This is a genomic window from Streptomyces sp. UC4497, assembly GCF_054871485.1.
The window spans coordinates 281,421-302,217 of sequence record NZ_JBTYHB010000005.1; the positions used below are offsets into that span (position 1 = coordinate 281,421).

A 20,797-nucleotide genomic window follows, 5' to 3' on the forward strand; every position below is an offset into this window, starting at 1 on the left:
CTCAGCTCTGCGCGATGTGGACGACGTGATCGCCCGAGTGGACGAGGGCGAACTCCGGAACCCGCAGACGGTCGCCGAGCGGCACGTCGTCCGAGGCCAGGACGGCGTCCGGCGGTTCCGGGAACCGCAGCGCGTCGCCCGGCCGGAACCCCCGTACCGGCAGGGCTGCGACCAGGTCTCCCGCGGCGATCGGCGCGGTCAGCACCGAGCCGCCGCCGTGGCCGAGTACGGGCGTCCCGCTCGGGAAGGCCCGCGGCGCGCGGAACGGATCCACTGCGAGGGCGTCCCCGGAGATCGACCGGACCGAGACCTCGGTGACCGCGTCCCCCGGTGCGCCCAGGCCGACCCGTTCGCCTTCCTGGAAGACCGTGAGCATCAGTACGCGGGCGGGGGTCGACTCGGCCAGCACCGCCGTGAGTCCGGCCGGCCGGCCGGCAGCCAGCACATCCACCCGCGTCCCGGCCGCGTACGGTCCGGGCGGCGGCGCGGCGGGCCGCAGCGGCACGGTCGCGACGGTCGGGCGGAACGCGAGCCGGTGCACGTGGTCGACTTCCGGGAGGTTCTCCACCAGAGCGAACAGCTCACCGTGGAACACGTCGCGCCCGAACGCCCAGCCGTCCCCGTCCGGACCACCGGTGAGCGGATGCAGGAACCGGTCGATCGCGGCGCGCACGGCCCGTCGCGCCGCCTCCGGACGTGCGGGCTCGGACGGCCGTACCTCCACCTCCAGCTCGACCGGCACGTAACCGGGCCCGATCACGTTGACGTGCGGTGGGACGGGATCGGTCAGCGTGACGAGCGCGCGGCGTTCGAGGTCGTCCTCGACCAGCCGGATCAGCTCCGCGGAGGGCAGCGGCCGGGGGCCGGAGTCCTGCGGCACCACGATGACCGTGACCCAGCCCGGCTGCACCCGCAGCTCGCGGTCGCGCGCCAGGAGGCAGCGGGCGCGCGCCACGCTGGTGCCCGCCGCCTGCCTGGCCAGCCATTCGAAGTCCTCCGCGGTCACGGCACGTTTCTGGTGCCGGAGCAGCTGCGGTCCGCGCTCCTGCACCTCCCGGAGCGTCTCGGCCTGGGCACCTCCCGCCGCGCGCTCCGGGTTGGCAACGGCGGCCAGGAGCGGGTTCGAGGTCGCCAGGCGGCTGATCGCACCGGCGGGCCGGTTTCCCGCCGGGCCCCCGTCGATGTGGCGAGCTTCCACGCCGTTGACGAAGAGCCCGGTCAGCAGCCGGCTGTCGCCGCCCTCCGCGCCGATCAGGCGCACCCTGATCCAGGCGAGTGGCACGCTCTGGCCGAGCTTGACGGCGGGCACGAGATCGGCGGGACCGACGAACCGCACCATGCCCGACTCGGTCAGCCCGTTCGTCCCGTCCGACACCCCTAGCTCGTTCCAGCGGCGCCCGTTCCAGTACTCCCAGACGGGCACGCCCGCCTCGGCCTCGTTCCCCTCCCCCGGTGGCGTCAGGCTCTCGACGTACGATCTGGGCGGCACGGCGGCGTACAGGCTGACGGCATCGTTCGGCGGCGGCCGGTCGAAGCCGACGTAGCAGGTCGGCTCGCTCTCCTCGACCGCCGCGAACGGGCGGTAGGGACGACTCGCCGAGTTGGCGGCCGAGTGGTCCGCGAAGGCGAACAGATTACGGGCGGCCACCATCAGGCTGCGGCTTCCGGCCACGTAGGTGAACCCGATCTCCCCGATCACCGGAGGATTGAGCGCCCCCGTTCCCTGCCGGATACGGAATCCCTTGCCCGGGTCGTCCAGGCTGACCTGCACGAGCTCGATCTGGCGCCCGTACTCCCCGCCCACCAGGCGGGCCCTGAGCCAGTGCCCGGAAACCCCCGCCACCTCCGCGACGGACAAGTCCCGGGGCCGCGTGAACTCGACCGTGCCGGACCGGGTGAGGGCGCGGGTGGTGTCCGAGAACGTCCTCGACGGGACCGGAGTGCCCTGCCGGGACGCGGTCGACTCCCCCAGCTGCTTCCAGCCTTCACGCGCGGAGTACTCCCAGCTGACCCTGGCAGTGTGGGGCAGGTGTACGTCGCCCGGCACCTTCTGGGGATTGCGGACCGACTCCGGCGGCATCAGGAAGTACACCGTGTTGCCCTCGGCGGGCACGAGCCCGAAGGGCAAGTAGTTCTCCGTGAGATCGATCGGCACCAGACCGGTCAGGTCCAGCTGATTCCCGGCGCGCGCGAGGCCGCGCGGCCGCTCGCTGGTGAATACGTACAGCGGGTCCTTCTCGTCCAGGCTGAAGGATCGCAGGCAGGGCACGCGGCGGTACGCAGGCGCATCCAGCCGTGCACGGAACGCCAGAACCTCCGGTTTCGTCCCGTCCTTGTCGATCACTGCCGGGGTGGGTGCGCTCGGGAGTGCCAGAACGATTGGGCCGTCGGCGTTGAGGGCGGCCGCACCGGGAGCCTGGTCGTCGACCGTGGTGGCCTCCGTCCAGGTCTGCTCGTCGAGGTATTCCCAGACGACCTTCGAGGCGCCGAGCTCGATGCCGATGCGGAGACCGACCTTGCCACCTGAGGGCAAGGTCGGCGTGCGCTCCACCGGCGCAAGGGTTTCGGCACTCGCGACGTGGAGGGTTTCGCCGGGCCTGGGGTCGGGACCGAGCGGGAGGAAGTCCTGGGTGAAGTCGACCGGTACCTGGCCGACGCGCACGTCGTCCGGTGGAAGCTGGGTGGTCTGGTCGATCTGGGCAGTGACCATGTCGACGGCCGTGACGTCACTCCCCGGGGGGACGGCAACGCCGAAGACGTCCCCCGGTGCCGGTGGGTCGGCGAAGGAGCCACGGGGAAGTCGCACGGCGCCACGACCGGTGTCCGCGGACAGGTGCGAGGTCACGCCGCGAAGCGGCTCCGAGACCGTACACACCGGGATGTTCGGCGCGTGGGAGCGGCTCAGGTCCGGAGTGACCGGGATCGTCACCGGGCCGGCGACGTCAGGCACCTCCCCCAGCGTCATGTAGTCGCACTGCTTCCCGAAGTCGATCATTACAAGGTCCCCCGCGCGCAGGCCGGCGCCCGACTTGACCTCGATGTGCCCGAACGCCTCCCCGAGGTCCATCCCCTTCGCAAGAGTGGTGACCGGCAGTGAGACCGTCAGGCGCCGCACCCGCGAACCCGCCGGGTGCGGAGCGAAGAGCGGCGGGTCCACGCCCACGAAAGGCTCGCCCAGAACATCCGTAACCACCTTGACGATCTCGGTGCGGGGGAATCGGAGGACGCCGCGGATCCACCGGCCGCCGCGTGTCCCGGTCAGTCCCTGCCCTTCCAGGGTGAGCGGTTCGGAACCGGGATATCCATGGAAGGTCAACGGCACGGCGTCCCGGCCGTCAAGCTTCACCGGCTCTTTTGCTGTTGGTCCCGGCAGGCGCAGCCAGCTGCCCGCTCGGTACGCCTCCCAGACCACGGCCCGCAGCAGGCTCCGCAGTTCGTCCAGGTCGCCCTCCGGCGGCGGCCGGAAGTAGAGAGTCAGGTCGGCGGGGTGGTGGAGGCCGAGGAGGTTGCCGGGGGCCAGATAGAGGACGTGGTCGATCGGGTGTTCGCCGCGGAAGGGGGCGAAGACCGCGGGGTCGGCGCCAGTGATCATCGGAGTCCGGTCGGCGAAACGGTCCGCCTCGGGTTCGATGGTGAACGCGGCGACCGGACGGGCCGAGATCACCGTCAGGTCGTCGCTCGTCGCGAAGACCGCAGCCGGGTCGGTCTCGGTCTGCACCGTGGTGAGCATCGTTCCCTGCGGGACGAGCGTCGCCGGACCCGCGTCGGGCGCCGGTGTGAGGACGACGGGAGCCACGGCCGCTCCGGGGGGGAGGAGCTCCACGCCCATGAGGTCCAGGAAGGCGAGCAGGTGCTTGGCCGGCATCCGGTTGAGCCGTTCCAGGAGCAGTTCCAGGAAGCGCGCGTCGATCCGGACGAGGGCGAGACCGGGGTCTCCGTCGGCAGGTTGCCATTCGGGAACGGACTCTGCCGTGCGCCGGAGTATCTCGGCCCGCAGCTGCTGCAAGGTCCGGGTGTCGACGGCCGGGGGGCGCATGGTCAGCCCTCTTCCTGCAGATAGAAGGGGTAGACCAGGTTGAACACGTTGTTGGTCGCGCGAACGCGGTAGTCGAGCTCGACCAGCAGCTCGGCCTCCCCGGGCCCGGGGGCCACCCATACCCGCAGGACCTCTGCCCGGGGTTCGAACTCCACCAGCGCCTCCATGACTTCGAACTCGATCAGTCCCGCCGTACTGGCGTCCCTGGTGGCGAACACGTGGTCGTGGATGCCGCAGCCGAAGGTCGGGCGCATGACCCGCTCGCCGCGCGCCGTTCCGATGATGATCCGGATCGATTCCTCGACCGAGTCGTCCAGAGTCGACATCGCCGTCCCGAAGCCGGGCTCGGTGCCGACGGGGAAGCGCCAGCCGGTCCCGCGCGGATCGCTCATGCCGCTACCCGCCGATCATGACCGTGCCGGTGGCGACCACGGTGCCGGCCGGGAGGTCCTTGGGGTCGTTGCACGTCTCGGCGGTGTCGCTGTTGCGGACGGCGGGCTTGCCGTTGATCTTCACGGTGCCGCTGCCTCCGGTGACCTTGGCCTTGTCGGCGGGCGTCTTGACGAACGTCCCCCCTATCGGCAGGTGCGCCGGGCTGTTGGTGGCGGTGCTGCCCTTGACGGCCGCCGGGCTGCCCATGATGGTCACGTCGCCCGACAGCCCGCCGTCGAGCGTGCCGGAGAAGGGGTGCGGGGTCGGCACCGGGGGCGCGGTCCCCGGCGGCTGGATCATATGCGTGTCGGTCGCGGTCACCTTGTCGTCCTTCTTTGCCGCTGGCTGTCCCATGTCCGGCTCCCGTCAGTTGATGTTGACCTTCGGATCGCCCTTGACGTTCACCGTCTTGCCGCCGATGGCGAGCGTTCCCTTGGCGGAGATCCCGGTCTCGCCGCTGGAGGCGAGCTTGAGTGTCTTGGCGGAAATGGTCACCGTGCCGTCCTTGGCGGTCAGTTCGATGTCCCCGGAGGAGGTGATGGTGACCTTCTTGCCGGCCATGTCGACGACGATCGCCTGCTTGCCGTCCTTGTCGGCGATCTGTATACGTTCCTTGCCGTCGGTGTCGTCCAGGAGCACCGTGAGGCCGCTGCGGGACCGGATCATCCGCTTGTCGTTGGTGCCATCGGAGTTGGTGGCGGGCGGGGTGTCCTTCCCGTTCCACAACGCGCCCAGGACGTACGGGTGTCCGGGGTCGCCGTGCTCGAACGCGACCAGTACCTCGTCGCCCGGCTCGGGGAGGACGAACAGGCCCCGGTCCTTGCCCGCCATCGGCGTCGCGATCCGGATCCAGCCGGTCTCGGCGTCGTCGGCCAGCCAGGGCAGCCGCACCTTGACCCGCCCCACCCGCTCGGGCTTGTCCTCGTCCTTGTTGGCGGTGACGACCCCGGTCACCACCCCGTACACGCGGCCGGTGGCGTCGGCGAGGGTGCGCTGCCCGTACGGCCACAACTCGATGGTGTTCATGTGGCGTTCCTCCTCAGCCACAGGCGGGTGACGAACCGCCCGTCCCACACGTGCGCAAGGCGGACGACGTAGTAACGGCCGTTGAACCGCCGCCCCAGGCCGGAGAACTCGACGAGGCTGCCCGCGGTCAGGGACGGGTCTCCGATGACGGTCGCTTCCGCGGTGACGTAGCGCAGGGCGAGATCGTTGAGGATCCCCTTGGCGAGCAGGTCGGCCTCTCGCTGTGTACGGACCGGCTGCTCCATCACGCTGAGGACTCCGGCGCCGAACAGGCCTTCCGCGGCCTGGGGGCCCGACCGGTCGCCCAGTTGCGGAGCGACATCGGCGGCCTTGGCGCGGCCGACGAGCGCTTCCTTGAGCATCGGGTCCCAGCCGCGGACCACGACTCCGCTCACCTGGTCGGAGGTGCTGAGGTACCCCAGGAACTCCAGCAGCCCGTGCCGGTGGGACACGCGGCCCGTACCCGGCGGCCCGGCGGCCCGTGCCCGGAAGACGAGCGTCTTGTCGCGGACGAGCACCTCGTAGCCGATCGCCTGGGCGCGCGCGAGGAGGAAGTCCAGATCGCTCTGGTCGGCCTGAAGGAGTATCGGATGGACCTCACCGCTGTCGGCCGCGTCCGCGGTCAGCCCGAGGTCACCGGCGATCCTGGTGGCCACGTCGCTGTCCTTGACGTCGAGGTAGGCCCGGCTCCGGCGGCCACGGCGCAGCCGGTGCAGCCGGTCGTACCCGCGGACGGTGGCCGTGACCGGGCCGGTCTCGGGGAAGGCGAGCTCCAGCCCGGTGATCTCGCCCGTCAGCACGACCGGCGTGGCGCCACCGTCGTATCCGAGCCTGATCTCGACCTCGCCGCCCGGGTCGAGCAGTTGGTCGTCGCTCCAGCTCACCTCCTTCTCATCCGCGGCCGCATTGCTCAGCTCGATGGCGAACGTTCCCGCCGCGTCGATGGCCTGCTCGACACACACCATCGTGACCTCGGCCTTCATCTCTGGAGGCAGGTCGGCACCGGCAACCGTGACGCTGAAGACCGGCGCGAGCGCCGCATGCTGGTCGATGTCCATCGGCCGTCACTCCTGCGCCGGAAGGGTCAGCCAGGTGCCGGGCACCGGCCGCCGGGGGTTGAGGATGCCGTTGGCCGCGGCGATGGGACGCCACCGGGCGGGATCTCCGTACTCCTGCGCGGCGATCGCCCACAGCGAGTCGCCCTCCCGTACGAGGCGGGTTCTGGCCTGCATCGGCGAGCCGCGCTTGCGCGGTCGGCGCACGTTCTGGTTCTTGGGCGAGTCCACGCCCTTGATCTGCAGGTCGACCGTGGCCCGTACCGGGGTGCCGTCCGCGGTGAAGAGGGTGAACTTCTGCGTCACGCTCTCCACTACGCCCGTGAACGGCAGGCCCTCGTGATCGTGCCGGCTGTGCCCCCAGGAGACCACGCAGTACGGGGGGCGGGGCTGGCCCTCCGGGACCTCGGCCAGAGCTGCGAGCTTGCCCGTGTAGTCGCGGACGTCCTCGCCCGCCTCATAGGTGTCGACCCAGAGCGAGAGGGTGAGCTTCCGGTTGTCCCCGCCGGAGAATTGGCGCTGCGGCAGGTCCGCGGCGAGTGGCTTGGTTTCGCGCCAGGTCACCGACCTCTGGATGGAGATCTCCCGCGGATTGAAGATCCCGTCGCGCGCCGTTCCCCGGGCTTTGATCACGGGCACCAGGGTGGAATCGCTCGGGCTCTCGTGGCGGTGGATCTGGATCACCTCCATGTCCGCACCCCGCTTCGTTCGTGCTCGATCCTGAGCCGATGCCACAGCCGGCGCTCAAGCTCGCGCAGCAAGGCATCCGAGTCCGGTTTCGCAGGCGGCTCGGCCGGCGTCGGCGCCACTTCCTCAGCACCGCCTCCACTGGCGGGCTCGTCCTCCAGCGGCGCCCGCAGCGGTACGACCGGCCGGCCGTGCACCATGGCAACGGGAGCCGGCGGGGTCCGGGCCGGGGCGACATGGTGACCGCCGCTGGCCGACGCCTCCAGCGACGCCATCCCGGCCGGCGAGAGCTCGCCGGGCTGGAACGGCCGCGTCGCCGGCTGCTGCCTGACGTGCACCAGCTCGTGCGCCAGGAGGTGAACGTCGCGCGGGTCGCCGGGGTCGAACCCGCCGCGCCCCAGGTGGACTTCCGGTCCGACCGTGAAGGCGGCGGCTCCGAGGGCGGCCGCCGCCCGTACGGTCGCCCCGCCCGTGTGGAGCCGGACCGAGCCCGGGTCGAATCCGGTCAGCCGCCGCATCCGCTGCCGCAGGGCCGGTGACAGCGGAGTCCCGATCGAGGGCTCGATCCGGACCGGCGCCCGCTTCCCCGCGCCCTCCGCGGAAACCTCCGGAGGAAGAGGGAGAGGAAGAGGAAGAGGCGGTTCCACGAACTGTGTCTCTGCGGGCGCTGCAGCGCTCGGGGTCACCACAGGCGGCAAAACGAGAGCGGTTGCCCCAGGTGGGATGGAGCGAGGGGGTGCCGCAGTCGGGAGCGAGTCGCCGGGAGGCGAGACGCCTGGAACGGCGACAGGCAGCGGTCGGACGCTCGGGGACCCGACGGGCAGGTGCGCGATGCCGGATAGCAGCACGTCCGGAATGCCCACGCGCGGGGCCGATATGCGCGGCCTCGGGGCCCGCGGCTCTGCGAAGTGCGGCATCGGGGCTCGAGGCAAAAGTGCGCGCGGGCCCGCTGTGCGCTTGGCCGGGGTGGCCATGGACTGCGGTACAGGGTCGCCAATTGCCGAGGCGCGGCGAGGCGGGACGCGACGGGGTGGGACGCGACGCGGCGGGCGGCGCCGGATCCGGTGCAGCAGTTCGGGCGGGCCGTGCCCATGCCGCAGCCGAAGTCCCCGGCGGGCCGCGGGGATCCGCAGCGGCGTCGGCCGCAGCGACCGGGCGGCCGTCCATCGGTCCGGATCGGCCCGGACGGCGCTAGCCCTTGCGGATGCCATGATGCGCGAGCTCCAGCGTCTCCACGGCGACGGAGGCGCCGTCGGCCTTCAGGTCGGGGCCGGTCCAGCGGACCGGATAGGCGTCCAGGAGCTCCCAGACCCAGGACTGGTCGTCGACCGTCTCGTTCCAGAGGATCACCGAGACCGTCCGCCGCCTGATCCGGCCTGCGAGCACCTGGCGGTGCCACGTCCACAGCACGTCGGAGTCGGTGAGGCCGCGCCGCAGGGTGACGTTCCCGTGCTTGGAGCCCTTGGGCAGCTTGAAGTGCGTGTCGTTGCGGCCGCCCTCCTGGACCTCGTCGAACTCGGTCTCGGCGGTCAGCCCGTTGCACTCGGAGAAGCTCGCCATGACCTGGTTGTCGAACTCGACCAGAAACTTGTGGGCCGCGTACGGGAACGTTCCGGGGTCGCTCACCTCACGTCCTTTCGTTCATCTCGGCGTTGAAGCGGCTGATCTGCTCCACCCATCGGCGGCGCTCGTGGTGTTCGAGCGTCATCAACTGGTCGTACGGCCAGTGCAGGTAGTAGGCGAGGAAGGCCATCTCCTCCACGAGCCGGTCCGATGGGTGGCTCAGGATTCCCCCGCGGCGGTCTCCTCCACCTCGAAGGACCGTTCACAGTGCGGGCAGGTGACCTTGTGCGTGCCGTCACCGTTGATGCGGTTGTAGAGCTCCTGGAGATACGACAGGTCCGCCGCGAAGAAGCCCTCGACCACACGGGTGTTGATGTCGGTCAGGTCGCCGAGCGAGTTGATCACGCGGGCGAGCAGGATGACGACGAGGTAGGACGGGTTGGCGCGGACGCGCGGGTCCTTGTGCGGGAGGATCTCGTCGGCGGCCGTGGCCAGCCGCATCACGCCGGACCGGTGCAGCGTCCCGTCGGGGTCGACATACCCCTTGGGAAGGGCGAACGGGTACTCGGTCTGCAGTGCCATGGCCGTCATCGCTGCACCACCCCGTGGTGGCACAGCGTGAGCGTCATGATGGCGTACGCGGTGCCGCTCGCGGTCAGATCGGGGGTCTTGATCTTGGAGGGCCAGGCCTGCTTGCACTCCCACTCGACCCTCGGCTCGCCGTCGCTGTCCAGCACGCTGATGATCACGGAGTGCCGCTCCGTCACGCCGTTCATCACCCGCTGACACCAGTCGAACAGCACCCGGGAGTCGGTCAGTCCCCACTTGAGGACGACGTCGCCGTACTTTGTCAGCCCGGCGCCCTTGCCCACCGTGGGGATCTCGTCGCCATTCCGGTAGGGGAGTTCGGCGATGACATTCTCGCCGATGGATACCTCGTTGAACCCGGCCTGGATAATACCTTCGACCTCCACCCGGAACAGGAAGTTCCGATAGGGATCGACTTCAAGTGGCTTGAGTGCCATGGTCTGTCACCTCCTCGATCGTCATTGGCCGGCGTCCGGCCCGCCGGCCTTCTGGCCGATGCGGAAGATGACGAACTCAGCCGGCTTCACCGGAGCCACGCCGATCAGGATGATCACCTGGCCGGCGTCGATGTCGGCCTGGGTCATGCTCTCCCCCAGCCCGACCCGGACGAAGAACGCCTCTTCCTCGCTGGTGCCCTGGAGCGCGCCCGAGCGCCAGACCGTGGTGAGGAACGTGGTCACCGAGCCCTTGAGGCGCCGCCAGAGCCGCGTGTCGTTCGGTTCGAACACCGCGTACTGGCTGCCCCGGTCGATGGAGTGCTCCAAGTAGATGAACAGCCGGCGCACGTTGACGTACTGCCACAGCGCGTCGCTGGAGATGGTGCGGGCCCCCCACACCCTGATCCCCCTGCCCGGGAACGCACGGACGGCGTTGATCCCGCGGGGGTTGAGCACGGCCTGCTGCCCGGTCGTGATGGGGAACTGCAGGCCGGTCGCCTGCCTCAGCGTCGCGTTGGCAGGCGCCTTGTGCACGCCGGGGTTGCTGTCGGTGCGGCCGAACAGGCCCGCGATGTGCCCGCTGGGTGGCGCGTAGACCCGCTCGTTGCCCAGGGTGTCGAAGATCTGGATGTGCGGATAGTAGAGCGCCGCGTACGAGGAGTCGTACAACGCCCGCTGCTCCTGCACAGTGGCGAGGCGGGCGTCCTTCACGGGGTCGAGCACGGCGAAGCGGTAACGAGCCTGCTCGCAGTGGGAGATGAGCGCCCGCTGCACCACCTCGTCCGCTTCCCCCGGGACGGCGACGATGCTGATCTCGTCCTCGTTCAGGAGGGCGAACAACCCGGTCCTGCGGTCGGCGTCGGGGTCGTCGCGGCCGAGGAACGTGGCGGGCACGATGCCGCCGAGGCCGTCGCTGCCGCCAGCAGGCGACCAACTCCCGGGCAGCGGCGGGCTGCCGCCCGCCCCGCCCGGGCTCGCCACGTGGACGATCCTCGAGTCCCGGTTGACGATCCGCTCGACGTACCGGGAGTGCGCCGGGTCCAGCGACAGTCCTTCGAACGACTCGGTGATCCCGGCGTAGGAGACCGCCAGGTCGATCTCGTGGGTCGCGACGACGTCTCCTTCGGCAACCCCGACCGGCACCCCTGCTCCCCCGACATACGCCCGGCGGCCCTGCACTCTGCTGACGGTGGCGTACCGGTTGCCGGGAAGCCGCAGGACGGTGCCCGTCTCGATTCCCCCCGCGCCGGCGAGCTCGACGAAGGGGTCGCCCTGGTTGGCCGCCGCCTTGGTCTTGGTGGTCAGCACCGACGAGTCCGCGACGGTGATCACGATCTCGTTGCCCCAGGCGCCCGGCTCCGGATGCAGTTCGGGGTCGGGTTCGCTAGCCCCCGCGGTGATCAGAAGTCCGGGCGTCAGCTTGCGGATCGGCGTGCCCTTTGCGTGGCCGAACTGCAGTGGCCTGCGCAGCGCGAGGCGCTTGGTGGCGGCATGGGCGCCGCTCACGCTCGCGTACTCGCTGTTTGCCCCGTCCAGGATCTCGACGACGTAGTCCTGCGCCGCGTCCGGGAAGCCGGCGGGGTCGGCCACCGTGACCTCCTGCGCCTCCAGGCCAGAGACGGCGGCCAGCCGCGTCGTCACCGAGGGCGTCACGGCCTTCCTGATCTCCACCGTGGCGGCGTCGCCGTCATGGGGGAAGCGGAAGGAAGGGGCGATATCGGCGTCGAAGGGCTCGGCCGCGGCGGGCGCCGAGGTGAGCTGGACGATCTCGTCGGTTCCCGCGCCGTCGTTGAGAACGATCACGTCGCCCTGATTGAGCGCGCCGCTCGCGGCCTTGAGCCGCAGACCGCCGACGAGAGTGGTCGACGCGTCCGGCATGTCAGGCATCGCGGGGAGGAGCGAGACGTTCTTCCCGACCGCGTGAGAGAAGCGGAGCGGCGTGTCACCACTCAGCCGGAGTTCCAACTCGTCCGCGCTGACGGACTCCAGGCGGACCGCCTCGGTCTCGCCGACCGTATCGCTGTCGATGACGATCCACGCGTTCGCGACGTGGCCGGGATTGGCCGCGCCGACCTTGACCGGACCCGCGCCGGCCGCAACTTCCGCTAGCTGCCCCGTAATAGCCGCCGCTGGGGCTTGGGCCACCGCGACCCCAGCCGGATGAGTGAATCGAAGGGCCGGCACGATGCCGACGTCCTTTGCCGCCGCGGCGGGCGCCGCTTCCACGCGTACGAACTCGGTGTGCGGTGGATCCAGGACCCTGACCCACCGGCCGTTGACGAGCCCCGCGCCCGGCGCGACCCGGAGCAGCTTCGCCCCTCGCGTGTTCGCCGGCCTGCCGCTGAGCTCGGCCACCTTGCCCGAGATCGAGTCCGAGACCCGCATGACGCTCAGGCCCGCGCTGTGGGTGCGTGTCAGTCCGGGGGCGATCCGTATCCGCCGGTCCTGGTCGTTGAAGCCGGTCACGGAGACGAGCTCGGCGTCCGGGCCGTCACCGAGCCTGATCACGGTCCCTTCCTTGAGGTCCGCCGACCAATAGGGCAGCTCGATCTCTTCCGCGTCCTCGTCCGCGTCCGCGATGAGGACGGTGTGGGAGCTTCCCGCACGGCCGGGGAGGACCGTGCCGGCCGTCAGCGCGAACGTGGCCGCATCGGGCGACTTCGCGCCGGACGGAGGAAGGTTCGCCACCCGCAGGATGTACGCCAGTTGGCCTCCCTCGCCGAAGAAGCCCTGCGTCGCGTACGGCAGCCAGCGATGATCGCCGTAGGTCTCCTTGTCGAGCAGGTCGCCGAAGGTCCGGAAGTACTCGCCGATGCCCGTCACCAGCGTCGGCTTGTTGACGGGGCCGCGGCGGGCGACGCCGACCAGCCCGGTCACGCTCGTGCTGACCCCGGTGAGCGGGGTGGGCCCCAGCACGATCTCCTCGACGTAGACGCCTGGCGCCTGATATCCGGGCATGTCCTGCTCCCTCGGTCGTCAGCCCGTGTTGAGCCGCACGTGATAGTCGCCGTCGCCGTCCGGGGGAACCCGGATGAGACGGTCCTGGCCGGAGTAGCCGGTGGCGCGCACGCGCAGGGTGAGCGCCGTGGGCCCCGGCGTGAGGCCTGCGAACGTGAACCGCCCGCCCGTGTCCGTGGTCGTCGTGCGCCGCAGCTCCACCAGCAGCACCGAGGCGCCCTCCAACGGAAGGGCCGGATCGCCGGCGTCGGTCACCAGCCCACCGATCAGCGCCGTCGCCCCGGCGCCCTCGGCGACCGCGCCCGGCACCGTCGAGACCTCGGTGACCACATGGTGGGAGCCGGCGTCCTCGGCACCGAGTCGGATCACGTCGCCGGGCCGGAATCCGGCGGCCGCGGCTATCACAACCGCCGACTCGCCGGGACCGCCCGGCAGGTGGAGGCGTCCGGCCGGCTCGGCCCCCGTGACGTGCCGGATCGTGGCCCCCACCGGATGGTCGCCCGCTACGGACGTCGTCATCGGCACGGTCACGCCGGGGGCCGGCGGAACGGGACCCAGCCGCAGCGGTTCCGCCTCCACCGCCCCCGTGCCGAGCAGGATCGTCATGTTCTCGGCCAGCGCTCCGCTGTCGAGCGGGCCCCGCCCGTCGAGAGTGATCGCGGTCGTAGGCTGCGCCGCAGGGTCGGCGAGGGTGGTGACCACGCTGCCGACCGTCATCTCGTGCAAGCCGACGCCCTGTTCGTGCGGGAAGCGCAGCGCACGGCGGATCGGCCGGGTCTCTGGGGTGGCGGGATTCTCCGCGGCCAGGCGTACCGGCTCGGTCCGCTCGCCGTCGGAGATCAGCAGCCAGGCACCGTCCGCCAAGCCCGTTGCGGCAAACCGCAGCGAGGTGCCCCCGGCATCGGCCCCGGCGAACAGCACGCCCCGAGGGACCGGGACGACCGTCACTCCGCGCACCGCCGCGCCCCGGTCGTGCGGGAACCGCAGCGGCGGCTCGGCCGGCAGCACGGCGCGTCCCGGTGGGAGCCGGCGGCTCACCGGCAGCAGGTCGCTGGCGTCTCCGCCGTCGACGAACAGCCGCGCACCGGCCCGGACATTCCTGCCGTCGGCGACGGTGACCGAAGTGTTCGAGGCGAAGACCGGCGCGGCGAGGCGGGCCAGAATGCCGGGGCCGATCTCGGCGCGCGCCACCGGCTCGCCCGCCGGGTGCGGCCCGCCCAGCCGCGGTCGCAGCCCGAGCCGCGCGGCAGGTCCCGTGCCGACCCCGGTGCGCAGCACCCTGGCGCTCACCGGCGGCGTCGGGCGGGACGTGTCCGGGTACGCGCTCGGCGGCACGGCGATCGTGACGACCAGGTGCAGGAACGCGTGCGGCAGGTTGGTGAGCGCCGACCAGATCTCCGCGGGCTCCTGCGGGCCGTTCGGCTGTGCGACGAGCAGTGGCGGCAGCGGGCGCTGCTCTGCCAGCTCCCCCTGCAGGACGTCGGGTGGCAGCGTACGAAAGCGCAGCAGCGTCCGGAGGACCGCGCCCAGTAGCCGGTGCTCGTCCAGAACGTCCGGCGGTGATGCCGCGCTCCAGGCCGTGACGAGATAGCACAGGTCCACGCGCGCCGGCGGAGGCCGCCGTACGGTCCCGCCGTTGGGCACCGCCATGTCGGTCCATAGACGCGTACGCAGGTCGTGGTTCTCCCTGATGTCGTACAGGAACAGGTTGACGGTGTCGTGAGCGCGAGCGTCCGCCCAATCGCGGGTCGGCGCGTCGAAGGTGACCGCGTCCGCGGGGAGCGGCACCCGCTCCACCAGCAGCCGCTCCAGCGACCGGTCGGCGGCGTCCAGGCTCACGGCACGCCCCCTCCCCCGCGCAGCAGCTCCTTGACCAGCGGCACCGGCTCGATGGGAGGCACGATGAACTGGACCTGGTCGAGGGCGAGGGCGAACGGCTCGCCGAGTACGTAGGTAAAGGGGACGCGCACGCCGACCTTGAGCGCCGCCCCCGCCTCCACCGAGGCGAGCTGCCATTCCTTGCGGTAAAGCTCGATGGTGGTCACGAAGAGGTCAGCCTCGGCGGCCACGAAGGCCTTCAGCCGGAAGGCCAGCCTGGGCTGGGCCTCCAACGCGACGAGCCCGCTGACAGCGAGGCGCCCGGCACGGTAGTCCAGTGCGGCCGCCGCGCTGAAGGCGCCCTGGAGGCCCGCGGCGCCCTCCGCCTCGATGCCGCCGACGGCGCGCGCGATGGCCAGGCTGACGCCAATGCCGCCCGCGATGACCATGGCCAGTTCGGCCGACGCGGGCACGTACAGCTCGCCCGCCGCCTGGAAGGTGAACGCCGCCTCGGGCTCCGAAGAATTGAAGTCGGACAGGATCGTCGCCTTGCGCAGCTGCCCGGGCCCGATCCCGGCCCGCGCCACGAGCCGCGCGTCGATCGTGGCCACGATGCCCACACTGCGCGGGCCCAACGGCACCGCCAGCAGCGGAATCTCCATCCTCGGCAGCTTGAACAGCGGCTTCTCGATCTGCTTCAGCGGGAACAGATCAACCGTCTCGGGCACGCGCAGCCCCCCGCTGATCCTGGTGCGCCCGTCCTCGGTGAACGTCATCCCGGCGAAGGCCGCCAGCCCCGGCGCAAGCTCGTACGCCAACTCGCCACCACCGCTCAGCCGGTGCCGCTCGCTGAGAACGACCGCCACCGTCCCCGAAAGCTTCCCCTTCCGGTAGGCGATGGTCCCGGAGCCGGTGAGCGCCCCCTTCGCGTAACGCAGTTCGACCGCACCGCCCTCCAGCCCCGGGATCTTCAGACCGGCACGGGCGGAGCCCTCCAGGCCACCGTCTCGATAAGCGAGGCTGAGGGTCGGGTTGTCGAGCCCTGGAACGGCAAGCAAGGCGGTACCGGTGCCGGTGAGCAACCCTTGCTGGATGTCAATCAACAGGTCCGCGCTCCGGAGCCCGGGGACGTTCAGCTTGTCGGCCCCGATCTGCACCCGTCCACCCAGCTCGCCCTCCCGATACCAGATGTCGCCCGTCGCGCGGTCGATGCCCGGGATGGTCAGGACGACGCGGCCCACCGCGGAGAAGGCGTCCTTCGTCGCCTGTGCCTTCAATTCCGCGCGGGCGACTGTTCCGTATGTGAGCAGAAGCTGCCCCGAGGCGAACAGCCCGCCGTTCTCGAAGCCGATGGTCAATCCCTCGCCCGACAACGTCAGTCCGGGGACAGGCAGGTTGAGCTGGCCGACGGGAACCTGCAGCCGGGCCGTCAGTTCGCCGTCCCTGACGAGGAGGTTGATGACCGTCTTGTTGAGCAGCGGTTTGCTGGGGATCAAAAGGGCTTTGCCCTCGATATCGCCGTCAGGGGTCGATGCGAAGACGAAGGTCGTCTCGCTGAGACCTGGGAAGGTCGTCTTCGTCTTGGTGGGGTCGAGCCAGAGAGTCCCGTCAGCCGCTTTGACTACCACCACGACCGGAGTGACGCTCATCTGCATCGGTTTAGCAATGGTGTCCCGGATGCGGGCCTGGATGGCGCCGTCGGTCACGAGCTTGTCGCCCAGCAGCGTCAGGGAGATCTGGTCGAGGAGGATCCCCTTCACGCCCCCTTTGATCCCGGCGAGGGTTGCAAGGTCGCCTGTATAGGTGACTCCGCCACCCGCTCCGGCGGTTTGCTTGGCATTGGACAGATCGACCGGGATCCGACTCTTCCCGAACTTGAGCACGAAGAAGATCTGGCCGGGCCCCTTCTTCTGATGCTCGTTGAGCCAGGTGGGGAAGTTGCGATCGACCATCATGCACTCGTCGACTGGTTGCGCGGGCTCCCGCTCCGCACCGACGAAGCGGGAGCAGTTCGTGGCGCGGAGGGCCTCCAGCTGCTGCTTGGTCTTGTTACCGGCGCGGGAGTTGCGCGATTTGCCGAGGAGGGTGAGGTTGGCGGGGCGCTCGGACTCGCCCGGATTGTCGCCGTGCAGCGACCATTCCACTATGTGCTCGATTTCGCACGCCGTGCCCTGGCTGTCGGTCGGCCAGCCGGGAGACTCCATGAGCCTGTCCAGAACGATCGGGCTGCCATGCTTCTTCAGCCAGCTCCTGCGCATGGTTTCGGTGTCGGGACGATCACCCTTCCGGTAGACGAGCCGTTTCTCCATCGCCATGAACAGCTGATCGACTTCGGAGTCAGGCCCCTTCTCACTAGGAATGAGGTACTTCGGACACGGGTCTTTGGTCGGCCCCTTCGCGAGCTGCGGAGGGCCCGGGACGGCGGCCTGGGTGAGTGACGCGGGTTGACCGCTGACCACCGCGCGCGCGGCCTCCTCCGCCTCGAGTTCGTACGGGTCGCCGGGGTGGTCGATGCCGTCGGCGGGGGCCCGGCCGGAGCGCTGCTGCACCACGTGGGTGAGTTCGTGGGCCAGGAGGCCCTGGCCGGCGGTCGTGCCGGGGTTGTACTGGCCGGCTCCGAAGAAGATGTCGCGGCCGCTGGTGAAGGCCCGGGCGTTCAGCCGGTCGGCGGAGCCGGCGGCCTGCGGCCCGGTGTGGACGCGGACGTCGCCGAAGTCCCTACCGAATCCGGATTCCATGAACGAGCGCGTGGTCGCGGGCAGCGGTGATCCGACGGGCTTGCCCTGCACCATGTCGCCGACGGCGCCGTGCGCGTCGTGGCAGGGGCATCCCGGCAGTCCGCACCGCTGCACCACCGGCCTCCGGTGCTTCTCGGCGGCGGCCTTCTCGGCCGGGACGCGGCGGGATGTCTCCGTCATGGCCGTACCGTCCAGGCGTCGGCGGCCCAGACGCGGCCGTGCTTCCGGTGCTCTCGTACGGAGGCCTGGTCGAGGTGCGCCATGTCGATGACCTGGCCGTTCGCGGCGGCGTAGAAGGCGGCGGCGAGGGCGATGTTCTGGATGCCGCCGCCGGGCAGCCGGATATCGCGGGCGAGCAGGCCGAGGTCGACGTCGTCGCCGAGCGGCGCCTCCGCGGGGAAGACGACCTCCCAGAGGCGCCGGCGCTGCTCCTCGTCCGGCAGCGGGAACTCGACGATCACGTCCAACCGACGGGTGAACGCCTCGTCGAGGTGCTGCCGCAGGTTGGTGGCCAGGATGGTGATACCTGCGTGCTGCTCCATCTTCTGCAGGAGGTAGCCGGTTTCGATGTTGGCGTAGCGGTCGTGGGCGTCGCGGACCTCCGAGCGCCGCCCGTAGAGCGCGTCCGCCTCGTCGAAGAACAGCACGCCGTCGGTCCGTTCGGCCAGGGAGAAGACCCGGTCGAGGTTCTTCTCGGTCTCGCCGACGTACTTGCTGACCACCTGGGCGAGGTCGATCGCATAGAGGTCGAAGCCGAGCTCTCCGGCGACGACCTCGGCCGCCATCGTCTTGCCGGTGCCGGACGGGCCGTGGAAGAGCACGTTCAGGCCCGTGCCGCGGCACTTGCCGGCGAAACCCCAGTCCTCGTACACCAGGCCCCGGTGCGCGGCGCGCACGCAGACCTCACGGAGCTGGCCGAGCCGGTCCGGCGGCAGCACCAGCTCGGACCAGGCCCGGCGCGGCTCGATGCGTACGGCCATCGTCGCCAGCTCATGGCCGGTCCGCCGCCGTGCCTCCGCCGCGAGGTTCTCGTACGACGGCGCGTCCTCGCCACTCGCCAGGTCCGTCGCGGCCTCGATCTGTCCTGGGGTGAGCCGGAATCGTTCTGCCAGCAGGTCGAGTTCCTCGTCGTCCAGCGCTGCCCCGGCCCGGTCCAGTGCCCGTAACCAGCACACTCTCCGCAGCGCGGGCCCCGGAACGGGAAGCGCCACAGCCGGAACGCCGGGCCTGACATCGCCCAAGGACTCCCACGGCTTGGTCCCCGTAAGGACGATCGGGCCCGGAGCCGCGAGCAGCGCCGTCATGCACCGGTCGAATGCACCCGCATCTCGCTCGTGCAGGACATCCAGCCCGGCAAGGCAGACCACAGCGCCTTCGAGCCTCGCCTGCCGTAGCAGGATCGCAAGTGACCCGTCCTCGCATCGCGCGAGATCCATCGTCAGCAGCGGCGCACCGCGGCCATGCGCGAGGGTCGCGGCTACGGACCGCTTCCCGACCCCGGGCGGCCCCGATACGTAAAGGACGCGTCCCCGCGCGAGGGCCTCGATGCGCTCCATGGTGCGCCGTTCGACCGGCGGCGGCTCCCCGCCGGGCTCGATGCGGGTGCAGGTCGCCGCCAGCCGCACGTCGATGGCGCGTCGGCCGAGAAGGTGCGCGGTGACCCCGCCGTCGAGCCGCAGATACAGGGCATGAACGGGTACTTCCCGCTCACTCTGCCCCGTGACGAGCCGCAACAGCCCATGCCGCAACAACGGGGCGTCGTCGTCGAGATGAGCGCGCCGGGCGAATTTCTCCCGGGCGGACGTGCACAGAAGGCTCAGCGCCAGCTCGACGCTCGGCCAGTACGCTCCACCCGACTGCAGGCCCGCGTACCGGTCACCGTATCGGGGGTCGAGTTCGGGGCCGAGGGCAACCAGCACCAGATCGAGGTCGAACTCGGAGAGGCCGAAGGCCCGTCGCAACTGGTCGAACGGGGCGTGGGCAGGCGCGGCCGCGCCCTTCGAGGGTTCGTCCCTGTCCAGGAGGCCGTCAAGGCGGCGCAGACCGGGCAGCAGTGCCTCGATCCAGTCCGTCCGACGTTCCATGACGACATGGTCCGACGTTCACGTCACTCCCCCGTCACCAGATCATCACTGCCGGTATGCGTCACACCAGAGCCGCCGCTGGCCGCTGCCTCCGGCACGCTTGCACAACGCGGTATGGACAGCCCGCCACGGCGCCGTGCGCGATCCGCGGGCGCGGGACTCCGTCACCGTTCTCGCCAAGAGGGTCCACGACGAGTTCGAGAACTCCGTCGGCAGGGAGTGTGCACGAGCCGGCATGGCTGTGCAGTGCGGACTGGAGCAACTGGAAGGGCGCCCGCTGCCGTGCGGTGAAATCGACGCCCTCGCGGCAGGCCCGGGAGCCGAAGACCGGCCGGTCGTCCTGGTGTGCGAGGCAAAGACAGCGACCTGTCCCTCAAGAAGGACCATGGTATCCGGCAGGCACACGACCTCATGGACAAGGCTCATGGGCAGGCCACCCGCAAAGCGGCCTGGATCCGGGGCCACTGGGCGGAGTTCTCCCCACTCCTCGGGCTGCCCGGTACCGCCGACCCGATCGTGGCAGCATTGGTCGTCACGCGCCTGGCGGCATTGCCCACCGGCCGCCGCACCGCCACATTCGTCACAACACACGAACTCGCCGGGCCTCGCCGGTGACGTCCTCCGCCCCCCGCCCTCGCCTGGCGGCCGGACTTGCGAGCGGCGGCCATGCTGTCGGGGCAGCCCTGATGCCATCTGGGGTATGGCTCGTGGTGTCCGCTTCGGGGAGCACCTGGGCTGGATCCGCATCATCGAGCGGGAGTTTGGCTTTTTGCCCTACGAGTCCTCGCAGAGCGGACAGCGGATCAACTCGGGGCTCTACGGCATCTTCAAGGCCCTGACCAGCCACGCGTACTTCCGCTGGCATCCCGACCAGGACGCCGTGGCGCACTCGGCGCAAACCCGCTTGATCATGTCCGCCATCGGTGAGGTGATGACCGTCGACTCCACCCCGGCCCGCGCCATAGAGTTCAGGGAGTTCGTCCGGCTGTACGCGAACGACCAGCAGTTCCGCCGATGGTTTCGCACCGTGGAGCAACTCTTCGAATGCGCGCACCCGCAGCATCCGCTGCACTGGGGCCGGCTGATCGCAGCCGGGGCCCGGCTGACGATGCTCGGCCGACTTCTCGACCCTCGGTCTGCAATGACTCAGCGTCACGGACCAGCCAACCTCGACCGGCTTCACGCGCCCGAGGTCAGGGAGATCCTCGCCTGGGATGGTTAACTACCCCCGCTGGTGCCCACTCCCCCTCCACACGGCCCGTCATCCGTTGTCAGCGGTGGAGTTCCGCCGCCCTCACCTTCCATAGCATCGACGCGCCGTGTCATACGGCCGTCACCTCGACGTCACCGCCCAGGCCGGGAGCGTAGCTTGGAA

General features: G+C 70.5%; 16 protein-coding genes. 1 reads left to right on the forward strand and 15 read right to left on the reverse strand.

The window, feature by feature from the left end; all coding sequences use genetic code 11:
- Position 1: 1 nt before the first annotated feature.
- From ACYSUO_RS10125 to ACYSUO_RS10195, 15 genes are all read right to left on the reverse strand, one after another.
- A complete protein-coding gene (locus tag ACYSUO_RS10125; RefSeq protein ID WP_461775720.1) occupies positions 2-4,036 on the reverse strand; it encodes a baseplate J/gp47 family protein in 4,035 nt (1,344 codons plus the stop codon).
- A gap of 2 nt (positions 4,037-4,038) precedes the next feature.
- On the reverse strand, positions 4,039-4,428 hold the full coding sequence (locus ACYSUO_RS10130) for a GPW/gp25 family protein (RefSeq protein WP_461775721.1): 390 nt from the start codon (positions 4,426-4,428) through the stop codon (positions 4,039-4,041).
- A 4-nt stretch (positions 4,429-4,432) separates the two neighbouring features.
- On the reverse strand, positions 4,433-4,822 hold the full coding sequence (locus ACYSUO_RS10135) for a PAAR domain-containing protein (protein WP_461775722.1): 390 nt from the start codon (positions 4,820-4,822) through the stop codon (positions 4,433-4,435).
- A gap of 12 nt (positions 4,823-4,834) precedes the next feature.
- Complete coding sequence (locus tag ACYSUO_RS10140) at positions 4,835-5,494, reverse strand: phage baseplate assembly protein V (RefSeq protein WP_461775723.1); 660 nt, start codon at positions 5,492-5,494, stop codon at positions 4,835-4,837.
- A complete protein-coding gene (locus ACYSUO_RS10145) occupies positions 5,491-6,552 on the reverse strand; it encodes a phage late control D family protein (RefSeq protein ID WP_461775724.1) in 1,062 nt (353 codons plus the stop codon). Before ACYSUO_RS10145 ends, ACYSUO_RS10140 begins: the two co-directional genes overlap by 4 nt.
- A 6-nt stretch (positions 6,553-6,558) precedes the next feature.
- On the reverse strand, positions 6,559-7,239 hold the full coding sequence (locus tag ACYSUO_RS10150) for a CIS tube protein (RefSeq protein WP_461775725.1): 681 nt from the start codon (positions 7,237-7,239) through the stop codon (positions 6,559-6,561).
- Complete coding sequence (locus tag ACYSUO_RS10155) at positions 7,230-7,883, reverse strand: eCIS core domain-containing protein (RefSeq protein ID WP_461775726.1); 654 nt, start codon at positions 7,881-7,883, stop codon at positions 7,230-7,232. Before ACYSUO_RS10155 ends, ACYSUO_RS10150 begins: the two co-directional genes overlap by 10 nt.
- A gap of 544 nt (positions 7,884-8,427) precedes the next feature.
- Positions 8,428-8,862, reverse strand: coding sequence for a phage tail protein (locus tag ACYSUO_RS10160; protein ID WP_461775727.1), 435 nt, complete (start codon positions 8,860-8,862; stop codon positions 8,428-8,430).
- A 1-nt stretch (position 8,863) separates the two neighbouring features.
- Entirely contained in the window at positions 8,864-8,998 is a 135-nt protein-coding gene (locus ACYSUO_RS10165; protein ID WP_461775728.1) for a DUF6760 family protein, read from the reverse strand.
- A 20-nt stretch (positions 8,999-9,018) separates the two neighbouring features.
- Positions 9,019-9,390 (reverse strand): hypothetical protein, encoded by a 372-nt coding sequence (locus ACYSUO_RS10170; protein ID WP_461775729.1) that lies wholly within the window; start codon positions 9,388-9,390, stop codon positions 9,019-9,021.
- Positions 9,387-9,824: a phage tail protein gene (locus tag ACYSUO_RS10175; RefSeq protein ID WP_461775730.1), complete on the reverse strand. Its 438-nt coding sequence runs from the start codon at positions 9,822-9,824 to the stop codon at positions 9,387-9,389. The genes ACYSUO_RS10170 and ACYSUO_RS10175 overlap by 4 nt, the downstream gene beginning before the upstream one ends.
- 21 nt (positions 9,825-9,845) lie before the next feature.
- Positions 9,846-12,782, reverse strand: coding sequence for a phage tail sheath family protein (locus ACYSUO_RS10180; RefSeq protein ID WP_461775731.1), 2,937 nt, complete (start codon positions 12,780-12,782; stop codon positions 9,846-9,848).
- An 18-nt stretch (positions 12,783-12,800) separates the two neighbouring features.
- Positions 12,801-14,621, reverse strand: a complete 1,821-nt coding sequence (locus tag ACYSUO_RS10185) for a Pvc16 family protein (RefSeq protein WP_461775732.1) — start codon at positions 14,619-14,621, stop codon at positions 12,801-12,803.
- Positions 14,618-17,518, reverse strand: coding sequence for an eCIS core domain-containing protein (locus tag ACYSUO_RS10190; protein WP_461775733.1), 2,901 nt, complete (start codon positions 17,516-17,518; stop codon positions 14,618-14,620). The genes ACYSUO_RS10185 and ACYSUO_RS10190 overlap by 4 nt, the downstream gene beginning before the upstream one ends.
- Positions 17,515-19,422, reverse strand: coding sequence for an ATP-binding protein (locus tag ACYSUO_RS10195; RefSeq protein ID WP_461775734.1), 1,908 nt, complete (start codon positions 19,420-19,422; stop codon positions 17,515-17,517). Before ACYSUO_RS10195 ends, ACYSUO_RS10190 begins: the two co-directional genes overlap by 4 nt.
- 700 nt (positions 19,423-20,122) lie before the next feature.
- Between ACYSUO_RS10195 and ACYSUO_RS10200 the strand changes: the two genes are divergently transcribed.
- The gene (locus tag ACYSUO_RS10200; protein WP_461775735.1) at positions 20,123-20,644 is read left to right on the forward strand and encodes a hypothetical protein; all 522 of its coding nucleotides are present in this window, start codon (positions 20,123-20,125) and stop codon (positions 20,642-20,644) included.
- Positions 20,645-20,797 lie beyond the last annotated feature (153 nt).